Below are 16,947 nucleotides of genomic sequence, written 5' to 3'. Positions count from 1 at the left end.
GCACCGCTTGTTGAGGTGGGCGTGTTGGATCGGGGAAATTATCAGGGCTACGGATTGGCGCAGGTGGACGACAAGGGGCGCGTCGCCATCCCGGCTGCCCTGCGCGCGACGATCGAGGCCAACACCCCGGCGGACGCCAACGGCAAGGATTTACGCCGCGTCATCATCTCCACACATCCCAAGGAAACCTGCCTGATCGGTTACGATCTGGCCTATGTCGCCGAGTTGAAGGAGCGGCTTACCGCGCGTGAGCTGGCCCATACCGACGCCGACGGTGAGGTCGATTACAACATCAAGCGGCGTGGTTCGGGTGCGGCGGAAGCGGTGCCCTTCGATGGCAGCGGTCGCTTCATCCTGCCGCCTTTCCCGCGTTTCGAGGCCGGTATCGGTGGCTTTGCCTTCTTTTGGGGGGTGATGGATTTCTTCGAGATCTGGAACCCCAAGACGCTGATCGAATGCCCGACCGCGACCGATGTGCAGAAACGCGCCGCGCGCTTCTTCATGGCCGAGAAGGGGATCGAGCTGTGACCGCGCTTGCCCCGCACACTCCCGTCTTGCTCGCCGAAGTCATCGATGCGCTCGCGATCGCCCCTGGCGAGCGGCATGTCGATGCGACCTTCGGCGCGGGCGGTTACACCCGCGCGATGCTGGCGGCGGGCGGGGCAGTGATCGCGTTCGATCGCGATCCCGATGCGATTGCCGACGGGCAGACGCTGGTGGCCCAAAGCGGCGATGGGCTGATCCTGATCGAAGCCCCTTTCTCCGCGCTCGATCGCGAGATCGAGGCGCGGGGCCTCGCGCCCGTCGACGGCGTGACGATGGATATCGGGGTCTCCTCGATGCAACTCGATCGCGCCGAGCGGGGCTTCTCGTTCCAGTCGGACGGCCCGCTCGACATGCGGATGAGTCAGGATGGCCCGACGGCGGCCGATTTCGTCAACACCGCCGACGAAGCCGAGATCGCCGACGTGCTCTATCTCTACGCCGAGGAGCGCCAGTCGCGCCGGGTGGCGCGCGCGATCGTCGCGGCGCGGCCGATCACGCGCACTGCGGCGCTCGCGGCGGTGGTGCGCAAGGCGTTGGGTCACAAACCGCACGACAAGAAAGACCCGGCGACACGCACCTTTCAGGCGATTCGTATCCATCTCAACCGCGAGCTTGACGAACTGGCCGAGGGGCTGGCGGCGGCGGAGCGCGTGCTCAAGCCCGGCGGGCGGCTCGCGGTGGTCACGTTTCACAGCCTCGAGGACCGGCTGGTCAAGCGCTTCCTGCGCATCCGCAGCGGCGCGGCGCCGGGTGGCTCGCGCCACCTGCCGCAAGTGCAGGAAACGGTGGCGCCGAGTTTCGAACACGTAGCGCGTCCGGTGCGGCCGGGCGCTGAGGAAATCGAGCGTAACCCACGCGCACGCTCTGCGACATTGCGCGTGGCGCGGCGGACCGCGAACGCCGCCTGGACGGGAGAAGCAGCATGACCGCAACCCATCGACTGAAGGGTATGGGCTGGTTCCTGGCGTGCGTGATCGGCGCACTCGGTTTCTATCTGATCTCGCTTCAGGTTGCGACCGAACGCAACAAGCTCGAGATCATGAACCGCGAGATCGCTCAGGCGCGACACGATATCCGCTCGCTACAGACCGAATTCTCGGCGCGGTCGAACCTTGCCCAGCTCGAACGCTGGAATGGCGAGGTGCTGGCGCTGTCAGCCCCGACCTCGGCGCAGTTCGTGTCGAGCGAGGCGCAGCTTGCCGCGCTCGATTTCAACGGGCCGGGCGGCACCGAAATCCAGACCGCGCAGCTTGTGATTCCCAACGCCGCGCCGCTGCGCAACGCCGTCGTGTCGCCGGTTGAGGCGATGCCGGGCCCGGTCGTGATGGCGGCGAACGCGCCGGTCGCGGTCGCGCCGCAAGCGGTGGCCCGTACCAAGGTAGCCGAGCCTGCGCCACATATTGTCAAGGCGGTGGCCGTCCATGCCGACACTTCGGGAATCAAAGCGGCGCCCGCGCGGGCCAAGGCCGAGGCGGTGGCAATGCTCGACCGCAAGCTGTTGAGCGATTCGACGCTGGGTGACATCGTGGCGGGTGCACGCGCGGAACGCAGGGCTCGTTGAGCGTCCTGGTTGCCCGGCCGTTGCCGCAACGGCGGCTGACCGGCCAGCGTCACGCGCTGGTCGTGACGTCGCATCAGCGGCTGGTGATGTTGTTGATGCTGTTTGCGGCGGCCGCGGTGCTGATCGTCGGGCGGTTATTCTATCTCGCGGCGTTCACGGAGCCCGCGACCAGTCGTGATGCGGCCGCGGCGCTGGTGCCGCTGCGCGCCGACATCGTCGATCGCAACGGTGAGCCGCTGGCGCGTACGATCGATGCCTGGTCGATCGGGGTGCATCCGAACCGCATCATCGGCGATCGCGACGAACTGGCGCGCGAACTGGCCGACCTGATTCCCGAACGCGATGCGGCCTATTTCTCGCGATTGCTCCATCGCGACGTCAATTTCACCTATATCAAGCGCCGCGCGATGCCCGATCTGGTCGAGCAGGTGAATGCGCTTGGTGAGCCGGGGATCGTGTTCGATCGCGAGCCCGAGCGGCTTTACCCGCAATCGACCATGGCGGCGCACGCGTTGGGCTTCATCGAATTTTCGGGCCACGGCGCGCGCGGCATGGAGCGCGCGCTCGACCAGCGGCTCCTCGATCCGGCACTGCGCGGCGATCCGGTGGCGCTCTCGCTCGACACGCGCGTGCAGGCGGCGATGCAAAGCGAGCTTGGCGCGGCGGTGAGCAAATTCAAGGCGCTTGCCGGCGGCGGAGTCGTGCTCGACGTCGATACCGGCGAAGTGCTGGCGATGGTGTCGTTGCCCGATTACAATCCCAACAATATCGCCGACGCGACCGAAGACGAGTTGCGCAACAATGTGACGCAGAGCGTGTACGAATTGGGATCGACCTTCAAACCGATCGCGGTTGCCGCGGCGATCGACATGGGCGTCGAAACCTCGATGTCGAAGCGTTTCGATGCGACCGCGCCGATCAAGGTGGGGCGCTTCACGATCCACGACGATCCCGGTGACGAGCAGTGGCGCTGGCTCAACATCCCGGAAACGCTGATCTATTCTTCCAATATCGCGACCGCGCGGATCGCCGACGAACTGGGCGCCGAGCGGATGCAGGAGATCTTCCGCGAGCTCGGTTTCGATACCAAGCCCGCGATCGAACTGCGTGAGAAGGGCACGCCGATCTGGCCCAAATACTGGGCGCGCACGACGGTGATGACGACCGCCTACGGGCATGGCATCGCGGTGACGCCGCTGCATCTGGCCAATGCCTATGCGACGCTCGTCAACGGCGGTATCTGGCGCCCGACGACGCTGCTCAAGGTGCCCCCCGGCCAGGCGGTGGAGGGGCGGCGCGTGCTCAAGGAATCGACCTCGTATCGGATGCGCCAGCTTCTCCGGCTGATCGTGATGAAGGGGACGGGGCGCAAGGGTGACGCTCCCGGCTTTCGGATCGGTGCGAAAACCGGTACCGCCGAGATCGCGCATGCCGGCGGTTATTCGCGCCATCACAACGTCTCGACGTTCGCGGCGGCTTTCCCGATGGACGCACCGCGCTATGTGGTGATTGCCATGCTCGACTCGCCGATCGGTTTGCCCGAGACTTACGGTCGCACCACCGCTGCGTGGAACGCCGCGCCCGTGGTGTCGCGCGTGATCCAGCGGATCGGGCCGCAACTTGGGGTGATCCCCGACATGAACAAGGATATCGACGTATCGGAACTGTTGCCGCTGCTGTGGAAGTCGCCCGCCGAAAAAGCGGCGGCAGGCCAGTGAAACTCGGCGCGCTCACCGGTGGAGGCGAGGCAGCCACCGTCACCGGCTTTGCGATCGATCACCGCAAGGTGGCGCCGGGGACGGTGTTCGGCGCATTCCAGGGCACACGCGTCAACGGCGAGGATTTCATCCCGGCCGCGATCGCGGCGGGCGCGATCGCGGTTGTCGCGCGGCCCGAGGTCGCTGTCACGGGGGCGGCGCACCTTGCCGACGCCAATCCGCGTGCGCTGTTCGCCCGGCTCGCCGCCAAGTTTTTCGCGCCGTTCCCCGAGACGACGGTCGCCGTCACCGGCACCAACGGCAAGACCTCGACGGTTGAGATGACGCGGCAATTGTGGCGGATGGCGGGGCACCACGCCGCGTCGATCGGCACGCTCGGCGTCACCACGGCCGACGACAGCGTCTCGACCGGGTTGACCACGCCCGATATCGTCACTTTCCTGTCGAATGTCGCCGGGCTGGCGCGTGAGGGGGTGACGCATCTCGCGTTCGAAGCATCGAGCCACGGGCTGTCGCAATATCGCACCGAAGGTCTGCTCGTGGGCGCGGCGGCGTTCACCAACCTCAGTCGCGATCATCTCGATTATCACAAGGACATGGCGGAATATTTCACCGCCAAGTTGCGGTTGTTCGCCGAGGTGCTCGAACCCGACGGCACCGCGGTGGTGTGGGTCGACGATCCCCATGCCGCGCGTGTTGTCGATTTGGCGCGCGAGCGCCGCAACCGCATCATCAGCATCGGCGTTCACGGCGAGACGCTGCGGCTCGTCTCGCGTGCGCCGACTCTGCTCGGCCAGGGGCTGGTGATCGAGGCCGAAGGGCGCGAGTATAAGGTGAATTTGCCGCTGATCGGTGCCTATCAGGCCGCCAACGCGCTGACCGCGGCCGGGCTGGTGATTGCCACCGGCGGCGATGTCGGGGAAACGCTGGCGCGGCTGTCACGGCTCCAGCCAGTGCGCGGGCGGCTCGAACGCGCGGTGATTACGCGCAGCGGCGCCCCCGTCTATGTCGATTACGCGCACACTGCCGATGCGATCGAGGCCGCGATCGCCGCGCTCAAACCGCACGCGAGCGGGCGCCTGATCGTCGTGTTCGGCGCGGGCGGCGATCGCGACGTCGGCAAGCGCGAGGACATGGGACGCGTGGCGGCCGCGCATGCCGATGTGGTGATCGTGACCGACGATAATCCGCGCACCGAAGCACCGGCGGCGATCCGCGCCGATATCCTGAAGGGCGCGCCCGGCGCGATCGAGATCGGTGGCCGGCGCGCGGCGATCACCGAGGCGATCCGGCTGGCCGGAGCCGACGACATCGTGCTGCTTGCGGGCAAGGGGCACGAACAGGGGCAGATCGTCGGCGATCTGGTCCTGCCGTTCGACGACGTGACGGTTGCGCGCGAGGCGGCGAGGTGACCGCGCCGCTGTGGACCGCGTCCGAGATCGCGGCCGCGACGGGCGGCACGGCGTCGGGGGATTTTGCGGCGGCCGGGGTTACCTTCGATTCGCGTGAGGTGGGCAGCGGCGATCTGTTCATCGCGCTCAAGGGCGAGACCACCGACGGGCATCGCTTTCTCGATTCGGCTTACGAGCGGGGCGCGGCGGGCGCTGTGGTCAACACCGCGGCGCGGCACCCGCATGTACTGGTCGCCGATACGACCGCCGCGCTCGACGACCTCGGCCGTGCGGCGCGCGCGCGGACCGCGGCGACGATCATCGGCGTCACCGGCTCGGTCGGCAAGACGGGCACCAAGGAAGCGCTGTTCGCCGCGCTCGATCGGCCCGCGCCGGGCGGCGCGCATCGCTCGCTCAAGAGCTACAACAATCATACCGGAGTCCCGCTCAGCCTTGCGCGGATGCCGCGCGAGACGCGGTTCGGCATCTTCGAAATGGGGATGAACCACGCCGGCGAGCTTGCCGCGCTGACCCGTCTCGTGCGGCCGCATATCGCCATCGTCACGGCGATCGCGCCGGCACATGCCGCGTTTTTTCCCGACGAATCGGCCATTGCGGATGCCAAAGGCGAGATTTTCGAGGGGCTCGAACCCGGCGGCACGGCGATCATTCCTTATGACAGCCCGCATCGCGACCGCCTGATCGGGGCGGCAACGCCTCACGCCGCGCGGATCGTGACCTTCGGGCTCGATCAGGGCGCCGATGTGGTGGCGATCGAGACGATGCGGACGCCCACCGGCGGCACCTTCGTCACCGCGCTGCTCGGTGATGAGGAACTGAGTTACACGCTGGCGCAGCCCGGCGCGCATTGGGTGTCGAATAGCCTCGCGGTGCTGGCGGCGGTGCAGGCAGCAGGTGGCGACCTTGCGATGGCGGGGCTCGCGCTGGCCGAACTCGGCGGATTGCCGGGGCGCGGCGCGCGCTTCATCGCCCGTGTCGCCGGCGGCGACGTGCTGGTGATCGATGAGAGCTACAACGCCAACCCCGCGTCGATGCGCGCGACGCTCGCCGTCCTCGCGGCCGAACCGGCGGCGCGCAAGCTCGCGGTGCTGGGCGAGATGCGCGAACTGGGCGAGGCGAGCGACGCCTATCACGCCGATCTTGCCGAGCCGCTGCTGGCCTCGGGCGCCGAGGCGGTCGTTCTTGTCGGTGAGGCGATGGCGAGTCTCGCCACGGCGCTTGAGGGGCGTATCGAATTGGTCCATGTCCCCGATGCCGCAACCGCGCGCGATCGGCTGGCGACAATGCTGGCGCCCGGTGATGTGGTGCTCGTCAAGGGATCGAACGGAGTGGGGCTCGCCAGCGTGATCGACGCGCTCGCGCGTGGGAAATTGTCATGCTGTATTTGATCGCGGAACATCTCGGCTTTCCGGGTGTCCTCAACCTCATTCGCTATCTGAGCTTCCGTTCGGGCGGGGCGGTCGCGACCGCGTTGTTCATCGGCCTTGTCATCGGCCCGAAGTTTATCGGCTGGTTGCGCGTGCGCCAGGGCAAGGGGCAACCGATCCGCAGCGACGGCCCGCAAACGCATCTCGCCAAGCGCGGTACCCCGACGATGGGCGGGCTGATGATCCTCACCAGCCTGACCTGTTCGATCCTGCTGTGGATGGATCTGAAGAATCCCTACGTCTGGGCGTGCCTATGCGTGACGCTGGGGTTCGGTGCGATCGGATTCCTCGACGATTACGACAAGGTCAGGAAGGCGAGCAGTGCGGGCGTTTCGGGCCGGATGCGGTTGCTCGGCGAATTCGCGATCGCGGGCATCGCCAGCTATCTGATCGTGCTCCAGAATGGCACGCATCTCTATCTGCCGTTTTTCACCGGCGTGTCGATCGATCTCGGCTGGTTCTACGTCGCCTTCGCGGCGTTCGTGATCGTGTCGTTCGGCAATGCGGTGAACCTGACCGACGGGCTCGACGGGCTGGCGACGATGCCGGTGATCATCGCCGCGGTGGCATTCATGATCATCGTCTACCTCGTCGGCAACGTAAAATTCGCGACCTATCTCGGCATTCCGCATGTCGCGGGGGCGGGCGAACTGGCGATCTTCTGCGGCGCGATCGTGGGGGGCGGGCTCGCCTTCCTGTGGTTCAACGCGCCCCCGGCAGCGGTGTTCATGGGCGATACCGGCAGCCTTGCGCTGGGCGGCGCGCTGGGCGCGATCGCGGTGACAGCGCATCATGAGATCGTGCTCGCGATCATCGGCGGGCTGTTCGTGGTCGAGGCGCTGAGCGTCATCATCCAGGTCTTCTTCTACAAGCGCACCGGCAAGCGCGTGTTCAAGATGGCACCGATCCACCACCATTTCGAACAGCTCGGCTGGAGCGAGCCGACCGTCGTGATCCGCTTCTGGATCATTGCGCTGGTCCTCGCGCTGGCGGGGCTCTCGACGCTCAAATTGAGATGATCGCCAGCTCCGCCTGGCGCGGCAGACGCTATGCGGTGCTCGGGCTGGCGCGGTCGGGGCAGGCGAGCGTGCGCGCGCTACTGGCGGCGGGTGCCGAGGTGGTGGCGTGGGATTCGGACGAAGCGCGGCGCGCGGCGCTTGCCGGCGAAGGGCTGGAGATCGCCGATCTCGAGGCGATCGATCTGGCGGGCTTCGATGCCCTGATCGTCTCGCCCGGCGTGCCGATCGACCGCCACCCGCTGGCCGCGACAGCGCGCGCGGCGGGGGTGCCGATTATCGGCGACATCGAATTGTTCGCCGAGGCGCGCGCCGAACTACCGCCGCACAAGGTGATCGGCATCACCGGCACCAACGGCAAGTCGACGACGACCGCGCTGATCCACCACATCTTCGAGACGGCGGGCATCCCCAGCCTGATGGGCGGCAATATCGGGCTGCCGATCCTGGGGCATGAGCCATTGCCTAAGGGCGGGGTCTATGTGCTCGAACTGTCGAGCTATCAGATCGATCTGACGCAGAACCTCGATTGCGACGTCGCGATCCTGCTCAACATCACGCCGGACCATCTCGATCGGTATGACGGGTTCGCGGGCTATGCGGCCTCGAAGGCACGGTTGTTCGCGATGCAGTCGCCCGATCACGCGGCGATCGTCGGGATCGGCGACGCGCCTTCGGCGGCGATCGCGCGGTCGCTTTCGGCGCGCGGCGAGCACCTCACCAAGATCGCGCCGGGCACGTGTCTCGATCAATCGCGTTGGCCCAGCCTGCAAGGGCCGCACAATGCGCAGAACGCGCTGGCCGCAATCGACACGTGCGCGGCACTGGGCGTGCCGGCGGCGGCGATTGATCGCGGGCTGGAAAGTTTCACCGGGCTTGCGCACCGGATGCAACGCGTTGGCGTGGTGGCGGGTGTCGCTTATGTCGACGACAGCAAGGCGACCAACCCCGAGAGCGTCGCGCCCGCGCTGGGGGCGTTCGAGCGCATCCACTGGATTTTGGGCGGTCGTGCCAAGTCCGACGATCTCGACGCCTGCGCGCCCTATTTCGATCGCATCGCGCGCGCCTATACGATCGGCGAGGCGGGGCCGCGTTTCGCCGAGATTCTGCGGCCGCATATGGCGGTGGACGAAAGCGGCACGCTCGATGTCGCGGTCGCGCGGGCGCATGAGGCGGCGAAACCGGGTGAGACGGTATTGCTGTCGCCCGCCTGTGCGTCGTTCGATCAATTCCGCGATTATGAAGCGCGCGGCGACGCGTTTCGCATTGCCGTGGAGGGGCTGGCATGACCGACGCACGCGCACCGCGTATCGGCTTTTGGACGCGGATGAAGCCGCGCGCGGGGCGGGGCGATGCCACCCCGCTGGCGATGTGGTTCTGGGACATCGATCGTGTGCTGTTGCTGATCGCCTTGTGCCTGATCGCGATCGGGTTGATCGCGGTGGCTGCCGCGTCGCCGGCCAGCGCGGCGCGCTATTCGGGCGACCACCATCATATCGCGCCGCTTTATTATTTCTGGCGCCAACTCGCGTGGGTCGCGATCTCGCTGCCGGTGATGTTCGTCGTCTCGATGCTGCCGGTGCAGACCGCCAAGCGGCTCGCGCTGGTCGGCTGTGCGGTGTGCGTCGCCTTGCTCGCGGCGGTGCCGTTCGTCGGGGCCGAGGTCAATGGCGCGCGGCGCTGGTTCTCGGTCGGATTTGGCCAGTTCCAGCCCTCCGAGTTCCTCAAGCCCTTCTTCATCGTCACGATCGCCTGGCTGCTATCGATCCGCGCGCGCGAGAAGGATCTGCCGGTGCTGCCGCTGACGCTGCTGCTGACCGCGGGGATCGGTTTCCTGCTGATGCTCGAGCCCGATTTCGGCCAGACGATCATTTTCGGCGCGGTGTGGCTGGCGCTGCTGATGGTGGCGGGGATGCCGATGCGGCTGCTGGGCGCATTGATCGGATGCGTGCCGGTAGGGCTGGTCGCGGCCTATGTGTTTTACGATACCGCGCGCACGCGGATCGACGCCTTTCTGTTCCGTGGCGCCGATCCCAACCAGATGATGGACCATTACCAGACCGACATGGCACACGCGACGCTGACCGGCGGCGGCCTGTTCGGCACCGGGCCCGGCGGGGGAATCATGAAATTCCGCCTGCCCGAGGCGCATACCGATTATATCTTCTCGGTGATCGGCGAGGAATTCGGGCTGATCAGTTGCGTGATCGTCGCCTTGCTGTTCGTCGCTTTGATCGCGCGGGTGTTCGTCAAGCTGCTCGACGAGCAAGACGAGTTCCGGTTGCTCGCGGGCGCGGGGCTTGCGATCCAGTTCGGGACGCAGGCGACGATCAACATGCTGGTCAACACCGGCATGGCGCCATCGAAGGGCATGACACTGCCGTTTGTCAGCTATGGCGGCTCGTCGATGATCGCGCTGTCGATCGGGATGGGGCTGCTGCTGGCGTTCACGCGGCGCAATCCGTTCTTGACGCGGTCGCCCTATAGCGTGCGATGGAGCGGGGCATGACACGCGAACGCCATTTCGTACTCGCCGCCGGAGGCACCGGCGGCCATATGGTTCCTGCCGCAGCGCTTGCGGCCGAGCTGGCCCGACGCGGTCACCGTGTCGCGCTGGTGAGCGACGCGCGCGGGGTGCGCTTTCCGGGGCTGTTCGAGGGGGTGCAGACGCACGTCCTGCCTGCCGGACGGTTGGCGGGCGGGCCGCTCGGCTGGTTCAGGGCAGGGCGCAACATCCTTGCCGGGCGCGCGATGGCGGTCGAACTCTATCGTACCTTCAAGCCCGAGGCGGTGATCGGCTTCGGAGGCTATCCGGCGCTTCCGGCGCTGCTCGCCGCGTTCAAGGCCGGCATTCCGACCGCGGTCCACGAACAGAATGCGGTATTGGGCCGCGTCAACCGTTTGGTCGCGCGCAGGGTCGATGCGATCGCGACCTCTTATGCCGAGGTCGCGAGACTCGACGCCAAATATGCCGCCAAGGCCCGCCTCGTCGGCAATCCGGTGCGCGAGGCGGTGCTGGCGCTGCGCGACCGCCCCTATCCGGTGCTGGAGGAGGACGGCATTTTCCGCGTGCTGGTGACCGGGGGCAGTCAGGGTGCGAGCGTGTTGAGCAAGGTCGTCCCCGATGGGCTGTCGATGCTGCCGGTCGCGTTCCGTCGCCGGTTGCAGGTCACGCATCAGGCGCGGATCGAGGATATTGACGAGGCGCGCGCCAAATATGCCGAACTGTCGATCCCTGCCGAACTGGCGACCTATCTGCCCGACATGCCCGAACAGCTTGCCTGGGCGCATCTCGTGATCGCGCGCGCGGGCGCCTCGACGATCGCGGAGTTGACCGCCGCGGGGCGGCCCGCGATCCTCGTGCCATTGCCGTCGGCAACCGATGACCACCAGACCGCGAATGCCGAGGAGATCACGCAGGCAGGCGGCGCGCGGACGATCCGGCAGGATCGGTTCACGCCGGTCGAACTCGCCAAGCAGATGCAGAAGCTGGGGCTCGATCCGGTCGCGCTGACCAATGCAGCAACCCGCGCGCGCGGTTGCGGGCGGCCCGATGCGGCGCGTGATCTCGCAGATCTGGTCGAAGGGCTGGGCCCGCCGCCGCGAGCGAGCGAAATTGGTGTGCCGCTGCCCACCGACGCCGATGGCCGGCCGGCTTACGCATGAGGGGCGTCGCAATCGATATCGGGACGATCCATTTCGTCGGCATCGGCGGGATCGGCATGTCCGGCATCGCCGAGGTGATGCACAACCTCGGCTACCATGTGCAGGGATCGGACGTTGCCGAAGGCTATGTCGTCAAGGCGCTGCGCGATCACGGCATCGCGGTCGAAATCGGCCACAGACCTGAGAATGTCGACGGCGCGGCGGTGGTCGTCGTCTCGACCGCGATCCGGCGCGGTAATCCTGAGGTCGAAGCCGCGCTCGAACGGCGCATTCCGGTGGTACGGCGCGCCGAGATGCTCGCCGAGTTGATGCGGTTGAAATCGACCGTCGCGGTGGCGGGCACGCACGGCAAGACCACGACGACGTCGATGATCGCGGCGCTGCTCGATGCGGGCGGGATCGACCCGACCGTGATCAACGGCGGGATCATCAATTCCTATGGCTCGAACGCGCGGCTTGGTGCGTCGGACTGGATGGTGGTCGAGGCCGACGAGAGCGACGGCAGCTTCCTGAAGCTCGACGGGACGATCGCGGTCGTCACCAATATCGATCCCGAGCATCTCGATCATTATGGAGACTTCGATCACGTCAAAGCGGCGTATGTCGAATTTGTCGAGAATGTGCCCTTTTATGGTGCGGCGCTGCTGTGTCTCGATCATCCCGAGGTGCAGGGGATCGTCCCACGTATCCGCGATCGGCGGATCGTGACCTATGGCTTTGCCGCGCAGGCCGATGTCCGCGGGATCAACGTGACGCCCGAAGGCGGCGCCAACCGGTTCGATGTCGCGGTGCGCGATCGCGACGGCGATGTCCGCACGATCGAGGGTGTCGAACTGCCGATGCCGGGACGCCACAACGTCCAGAACGCGCTCGCCGCGATCGGCGTCGCGCTCGAACTCGGCATCGATGATGCGAAAATCCTGCAAGGCTTTGCCAGCTTCGCCGGGGTCAAACGGCGCTTCACCAAGGTCGGTGAGATCGCGCTCGATGGCGGCAGCGTTACCGTGATCGACGATTACGGGCACCATCCGGTGGAAATCCGCGCGGTGCTGTCGGCCGCGCGTGAAGGCGCGAAGAACCGCGTCATCGCCATCGTCCAGCCGCATCGCTATTCGCGGCTCCACGATCTGATGAGCGAATTCCAGACCGCGTTCAACGATGCGGATATGGTACTGGTGGCCCCGGTCTATCCGGCGGGTGAAGCGCCGATCGAGGGGATCGACGCGCAGGCGCTGGTCGATGGGCTCAAGCGGCGCGGCCATCGCTCGGCGGCGAGCGTTGCCGATGCCGAGGCGCTTGCGGTGCGGCTCGCCGGGACGATCCAGCCGGGCGATATGGTGATCTGCCTTGGTGCGGGCGACATCACCAAATGGGCGGCCGAGCTTGCGCCGGCGATCGTCGCGGCGCGGGGCGGGGGGGCGGCATGAGCGTGTGCTATGCCTTGCCGCCGCTGCGGGGCACCGCCGAGCATCAAGGCAGCCTTGCCGATTTCATCTGGTTTCGCACCGGTGGCCCCGCCGAATGGCTGGTGCGCCCCGAAAACACCCATGATCTGGCGGTCTTCATGGCCGGGCTCGCGGCCGATACGCCGGTGCTGCCGGTGGGGGTTGGCTCGAACCTGATCGTGCGCGACGGCGGGGTGCCGGGGGTGGTGGTGCGGCTTCCCAAGGCAATGGCGAAGGTTTCGGTCGAGCCCGACAATCGCGTGCGCGCGGGCGCCGGGGCGATGGGGATCACCGTCGCCAGCGCCGCGCGCGATGCCGGCATCGCGGGGCTCGAATTCCTGCGCGGCATCCCCGGCACGGTCGGCGGCGCGGTGCGGATGAATGCGGGCGCTTATGGCCGTGACACCAGCGACATCTTGATCGAAGCAACCCTGGTGACGCGCGACGGCGCGGTCGAAACCTGGCCCGCCGAACGGCTGGGCTATACCTATCGCTATTCGGCGCTGCCCGCCGGCGCGGTCGTGGTCGAGGCGCTGTTCGCGGGCGTGCCCGGCGACAAAGCGGTGATCGCGGCCGAGATGGATCGGATCGCGGCCGAGCGCGAAGCCTCACAGCCGCTGCGCTCGCGCACCGGGGGCTCGACCTTCAAGAACCCCGAGGGCCACAAGGCCTGGGCGCTGATCGACGCCGCCGGATGCCGGGGGCTGCGGCGCGGCGATGCGCAGGTATCTGAAAAGCATTGCAATTTCCTGCTCAACCTCGGCAACGCGACCAGCGCCGATATCGAGGCGTTGGGCGAGGAGGTGCGCGCAACGGTAAAGGCGCATTCGGGTGTGATTCTCGAATGGGAAATTCAGCGCGTGGGCGTGTCGGTATGAGACTTTCCCTTGCAACCCCCGCGCGTACCTCTCCGGAAGGAACAGTGTCGTGACGTCCCTCCACATCGCCGTCCTGATGGGTGGCTGGTCCGCCGAGCGCGAGGTGTCGCTGATGTCGGGCGCGGGCATCGCCGATGCGCTCGAAAGCCTGGGCCACCGCGTCACCCGGATCGACATGGGGCGCGACGTGGCGCTGCGGCTGGCCGAGGCGACGCCCGATCTGGTGTTCAACGCGCTTCACGGCACGCCGGGCGAGGACGGATCGGTGCAGGGAATGCTCGATCTGATGGGGCTTCGCTACACCCATTCGGGGCTCGCCACCTCGGTGGTCGCGATCGACAAGCAACTCACCAAGCAGACGCTGGTGCCGCACGGCATCCCCATGCCCGGTGGGCATATCGTCAAGACCGCCGAACTGTACGACGCCGATCCGCTGGCGCGGCCCTATGTGCTCAAACCGGTCAACGAAGGCTCGTCGGTGGGTGTCGCGATCGTGACCGATGACGGCAATATGGGCAATCCGATCGCGCGTGGGGCGCACGGCCCGTGGCAGGAATTCGACGAGTTGCTCGCCGAACCGTTCATCCGGGGCCGCGAACTGACGACCGCGGTGTTGGGCGAGCGGGCGCTGGGGGTCACCGAATTACGGCCCAAGAGCGGCTTTTACGATTACGACGCCAAATATACCGATGGCCTCACCGATCATATCTTCCCCGCCGACATTCCCGACGCCATCGCCGAGGCGTGCAAGCGGATCGCGCTCGACGCCCACCGGTTGCTGGGGTGCAAGGGCTGTTCGCGCGCCGATTTCCGCTGGGATGACGAACGCGGCGAGGACGGGTTGTTCCTGCTCGAGGTCAATACCCAGCCGGGGATGACACCGCTCAGCCTCGTTCCCGAACAGGCGCGGCATCTGGGCATTTCCTATGCCGATCTGGTCCAGCGCATCGTCGACGAGGCGATGGTGCAGGTGGTGCCGTGAGCCCGGCGATCAGGCGTGGATCGTCACCGCGGCGGGGCGGTGCCAAGCGGCGCGTGCAGAAACCGGTGCGCCGCTCGATCGGCGACCGTATCCTTGAATGGCTCCAGATCAGCGAGGACACGCTACGCCGCGCGGTGACCTGGGCGATCGTGCTCGCCGCGAGCGTGGTGGTGATCGTCGCGGCGTCGTGGATCGGCGTGCCCGGCATGGTCGGCGCCGCGGTCGCCGAGGGCGTCGGCCGCGCGGGTTTCCGGGTCGAGCAGGTCGAGGTCACCGGGCTCAAGCGGATGGACAAGATGACGGTCTATGCGGTCGCGCTCGATCAGCAATCGCGCGCGATGCCGCTCGTCGATCTCGAGGACGTGCGTCAGAAGCTGCTGCGCTATGGCTGGATCGAGGATGCGCATGTCTCGCGGCGGCTGCCCGATACGCTGCTGATCCATATCGACGAGCGCACCCCCGCGGCGATCTGGCAGGATAACCGCCAGTTGACGTTGATCGATGCGCAGGGCGTGCTGCTCGAGCCGGTGTCGCCCGACGCGATGCCGCCGTTGCCGCTGCTGGTCGGTGAGGGCGCCGCAGGGCAGGCGCCTGCCTATCAGGCACTGATCGATGCCGCGCCCGCGCTGCGCCCGCGCATCCGCGCGGCGACCTGGATCGGCAACCGGCGCTGGAACCTGTTGTTCGACAGCGGCGAGACGCTGGCGCTGCCCGAGGAGGATGCGGCGCGCGCGCTCGTCAAATTCGCCGAGCTCGACGGGGCCGATCGGCTACTCGGCAAGGGATTCCTGCGGTTTGACATGCGTGATCCGACAAAATTGGTCGCGCGCAAGCCGGGAGAGGTGGTACGGCAGGATGTCATGCCGGCAGCGTCGCCGAGGCCGATCGCCTCGGGCACGCCGGTGGCCGGCGAAACCGGCTGAGCATGTTGCGTTAGGGGGACATCGAATGGCGAAGGCAGCGCCCGAAGATCTGATCACAGCACTCGACATCGGGTCGTCGAAAGTGTCCGCGATGATCGCGCAAAAGGCCGATGGCGGCGAGCTGATCGTGCTCGGCACCGGCCAGCGCGAAAGCCGTGGCGTCAAGCGTGGCTATATCGCCGACATGACCGCGACCGAGATCGCGGTGCGCGAGGCGGTCGAGCAGGCCGAGCGGATCGCGGGCATCAATATCGAGAATGTGTGGGTCAGCTTTTCGGCCGGGGGGCTGGTGTCCGACGTCGCCTCGGTCGAGGTCGAACTGGGCGGGCACCGGATCGAGCAGGCGGACATCGACGAACTGCTTCAGGCCGGGCGAGAATCGATCGATCCCGGCGGCCGCATGGTGCTCCACGCGCAGCCGACGCTCTACACGCTCGACGGCCTCACCGGCGTCAAGAAGCCGCTCGGGCTTCATGCCGATCGCCTGGGTGTCCACATTCATGTCGTTGCCGCCGATGGATCGCCGGTCCGCAACCTCGACCTGTGCGTCCGTTCGGCGCATCTCGAGGTGAAATCGATCATCGCCGCGCCGCTCGCCACCGGGCTTGCGTGTCTTTCGGACGAAGAACGCGAACTGGGCGTCGCGCTGGTCGAAATGGGGGCGGGGATCACCAATGTCTCGCTGTTCGCGGGCGGGATGCTCGTCGGGCTACAGTCGATCCCGATCGGCGCCGCCGACATTACCGACGACATCGCCTCGGCGTTCGGAACGCGGCGCACGCAGGCCGAGCGGATGAAATGCTTCTACGGCTCGGCGAATATGAGCCCGCGCGACAATCACGACATGATCGATGTCGCGCCGATCTCCGCCGAGGATGAAGGCGAGGGATCGCGGATCACCCGCGCGCAGCTGATCGCGGTCATCCGCCAGCGGCTCGAAGTGTTGACCGGCGAAATCCAGAAGGCGCTCAAGGCACTGGGCTTCGACGGGCCGGTCGGGCGGCAGGTCGTGCTGACCGGTGGCGGTGCCGAGTTGAAGGGGATCGCCGATTACGTCCAGCAGGCGCTGGGCCGCGCGGTACGCGTCGGCCGTCCCCGCGGGCTGACCGCGCTGCCTGACGCGCATTCGGGGCCGGCGTTTTCGACGCTGGCGGGGCTCGCCTTTTTTGCCGCAAGCGACCCGATCGACTTGCGGTCGGCGGTTCCGGCCGATCAGATGATCCACAAACCGCGCGGCCTGGGCGCGGTAAGGCGTTTGATGGCTGCGGTTAAAGCGAATTATTAAGCAATTGTGCCGGGGCACCGGTGTTTTCACTAGAGTAGCTCCAACGCATAGTGCAAAAGGCAACAGGTATATTGAATCCCCAGAGTAT

The 16,947-nt window shown here is 66.9% G+C and carries 15 protein-coding genes; all 15 read left to right on the top strand.

Annotated elements, in window-relative coordinates:
* Positions 1-21 precede the first annotated feature (21 nt).
* Genes NFE57_RS07010 through ftsA form a run of 15 tightly spaced genes read left to right on the top strand, consistent with a single transcriptional unit; the run spans position 22 to position 16,859 of the window.
* A complete protein-coding gene (locus NFE57_RS07010) occupies positions 22-528 on the top strand; it encodes a division/cell wall cluster transcriptional repressor MraZ (RefSeq protein WP_252134868.1) in 507 nt (168 codons plus the stop codon).
* Positions 525-1,472, top strand: a complete 948-nt coding sequence (gene rsmH / locus NFE57_RS07005) for a 16S rRNA (cytosine(1402)-N(4))-methyltransferase RsmH (protein WP_252134867.1) — start codon at positions 525-527, stop codon at positions 1,470-1,472. Before NFE57_RS07010 ends, rsmH begins: the two co-directional genes overlap by 4 nt.
* Positions 1,469-2,107, top strand: a complete 639-nt coding sequence (locus NFE57_RS07000; protein WP_252134866.1) for a hypothetical protein — start codon at positions 1,469-1,471, stop codon at positions 2,105-2,107. Before rsmH ends, NFE57_RS07000 begins: the two co-directional genes overlap by 4 nt.
* Positions 2,104-3,825, top strand: coding sequence for a peptidoglycan D,D-transpeptidase FtsI family protein (locus tag NFE57_RS06995; protein WP_252134865.1), 1,722 nt, complete (start codon positions 2,104-2,106; stop codon positions 3,823-3,825). Before NFE57_RS07000 ends, NFE57_RS06995 begins: the two co-directional genes overlap by 4 nt.
* On the top strand, positions 3,822-5,237 hold the full coding sequence (locus tag NFE57_RS06990; protein WP_252134864.1) for a UDP-N-acetylmuramoyl-L-alanyl-D-glutamate--2,6-diaminopimelate ligase: 1,416 nt from the start codon (positions 3,822-3,824) through the stop codon (positions 5,235-5,237). Before NFE57_RS06995 ends, NFE57_RS06990 begins: the two co-directional genes overlap by 4 nt.
* Positions 5,234-6,625 (top strand): UDP-N-acetylmuramoyl-tripeptide--D-alanyl-D-alanine ligase, encoded by a 1,392-nt coding sequence (locus tag NFE57_RS06985; RefSeq protein WP_252134863.1) that lies wholly within the window; start codon positions 5,234-5,236, stop codon positions 6,623-6,625. The genes NFE57_RS06990 and NFE57_RS06985 overlap by 4 nt, the downstream gene beginning before the upstream one ends.
* Positions 6,613-7,683 (top strand): phospho-N-acetylmuramoyl-pentapeptide-transferase, encoded by a 1,071-nt coding sequence (mraY, locus tag NFE57_RS06980; RefSeq protein ID WP_252134862.1) that lies wholly within the window; start codon positions 6,613-6,615, stop codon positions 7,681-7,683. The genes NFE57_RS06985 and mraY overlap by 13 nt, the downstream gene beginning before the upstream one ends.
* Complete coding sequence (gene murD / locus NFE57_RS06975) at positions 7,680-8,969, top strand: UDP-N-acetylmuramoyl-L-alanine--D-glutamate ligase (protein WP_252134861.1); 1,290 nt, start codon at positions 7,680-7,682, stop codon at positions 8,967-8,969. The genes mraY and murD overlap by 4 nt, the downstream gene beginning before the upstream one ends.
* Positions 8,966-10,189 carry a putative lipid II flippase FtsW gene (gene ftsW / locus NFE57_RS06970; protein ID WP_252134860.1) on the top strand — a complete coding sequence of 408 codons (1,224 nt, stop codon included), beginning with the start codon at positions 8,966-8,968 and terminating at the stop codon, positions 10,187-10,189. Before murD ends, ftsW begins: the two co-directional genes overlap by 4 nt.
* Positions 10,186-11,346: an undecaprenyldiphospho-muramoylpentapeptide beta-N-acetylglucosaminyltransferase gene (gene murG, locus NFE57_RS06965; RefSeq protein ID WP_252134859.1), complete on the top strand. Its 1,161-nt coding sequence runs from the start codon at positions 10,186-10,188 to the stop codon at positions 11,344-11,346. Before ftsW ends, murG begins: the two co-directional genes overlap by 4 nt.
* On the top strand, positions 11,343-12,773 hold the full coding sequence (murC, locus tag NFE57_RS06960; protein WP_252134858.1) for a UDP-N-acetylmuramate--L-alanine ligase: 1,431 nt from the start codon (positions 11,343-11,345) through the stop codon (positions 12,771-12,773). The genes murG and murC overlap by 4 nt, the downstream gene beginning before the upstream one ends.
* Complete coding sequence (gene murB / locus NFE57_RS06955; RefSeq protein ID WP_252134857.1) at positions 12,770-13,669, top strand: UDP-N-acetylmuramate dehydrogenase; 900 nt, start codon at positions 12,770-12,772, stop codon at positions 13,667-13,669. Before murC ends, murB begins: the two co-directional genes overlap by 4 nt.
* Before the next feature lie 49 nt (positions 13,670-13,718).
* Entirely contained in the window at positions 13,719-14,651 is a 933-nt protein-coding gene (locus NFE57_RS06950) for a D-alanine--D-alanine ligase (protein WP_353653874.1), read from the top strand.
* 53 nt (positions 14,652-14,704) lie between these two features.
* On the top strand, positions 14,705-15,574 hold the full coding sequence (locus NFE57_RS06945; RefSeq protein ID WP_252134856.1) for a cell division protein FtsQ/DivIB: 870 nt from the start codon (positions 14,705-14,707) through the stop codon (positions 15,572-15,574).
* A 25-nt stretch (positions 15,575-15,599) separates the two neighbouring features.
* On the top strand, positions 15,600-16,859 hold the full coding sequence (gene ftsA / locus NFE57_RS06940; protein ID WP_252134855.1) for a cell division protein FtsA: 1,260 nt from the start codon (positions 15,600-15,602) through the stop codon (positions 16,857-16,859).
* Positions 16,860-16,947 lie beyond the last annotated feature (88 nt).

It is taken from the genome of Hephaestia sp. MAHUQ-44 (genome assembly GCF_023806085.1).
Classification (GTDB): Bacteria; Pseudomonadota; Alphaproteobacteria; order Sphingomonadales; family Sphingomonadaceae; genus Sphingomonas.
Note: the sequence above shows the minus strand (reverse complement) of the source record. Positions and strands in the feature narration are given on the sequence as shown.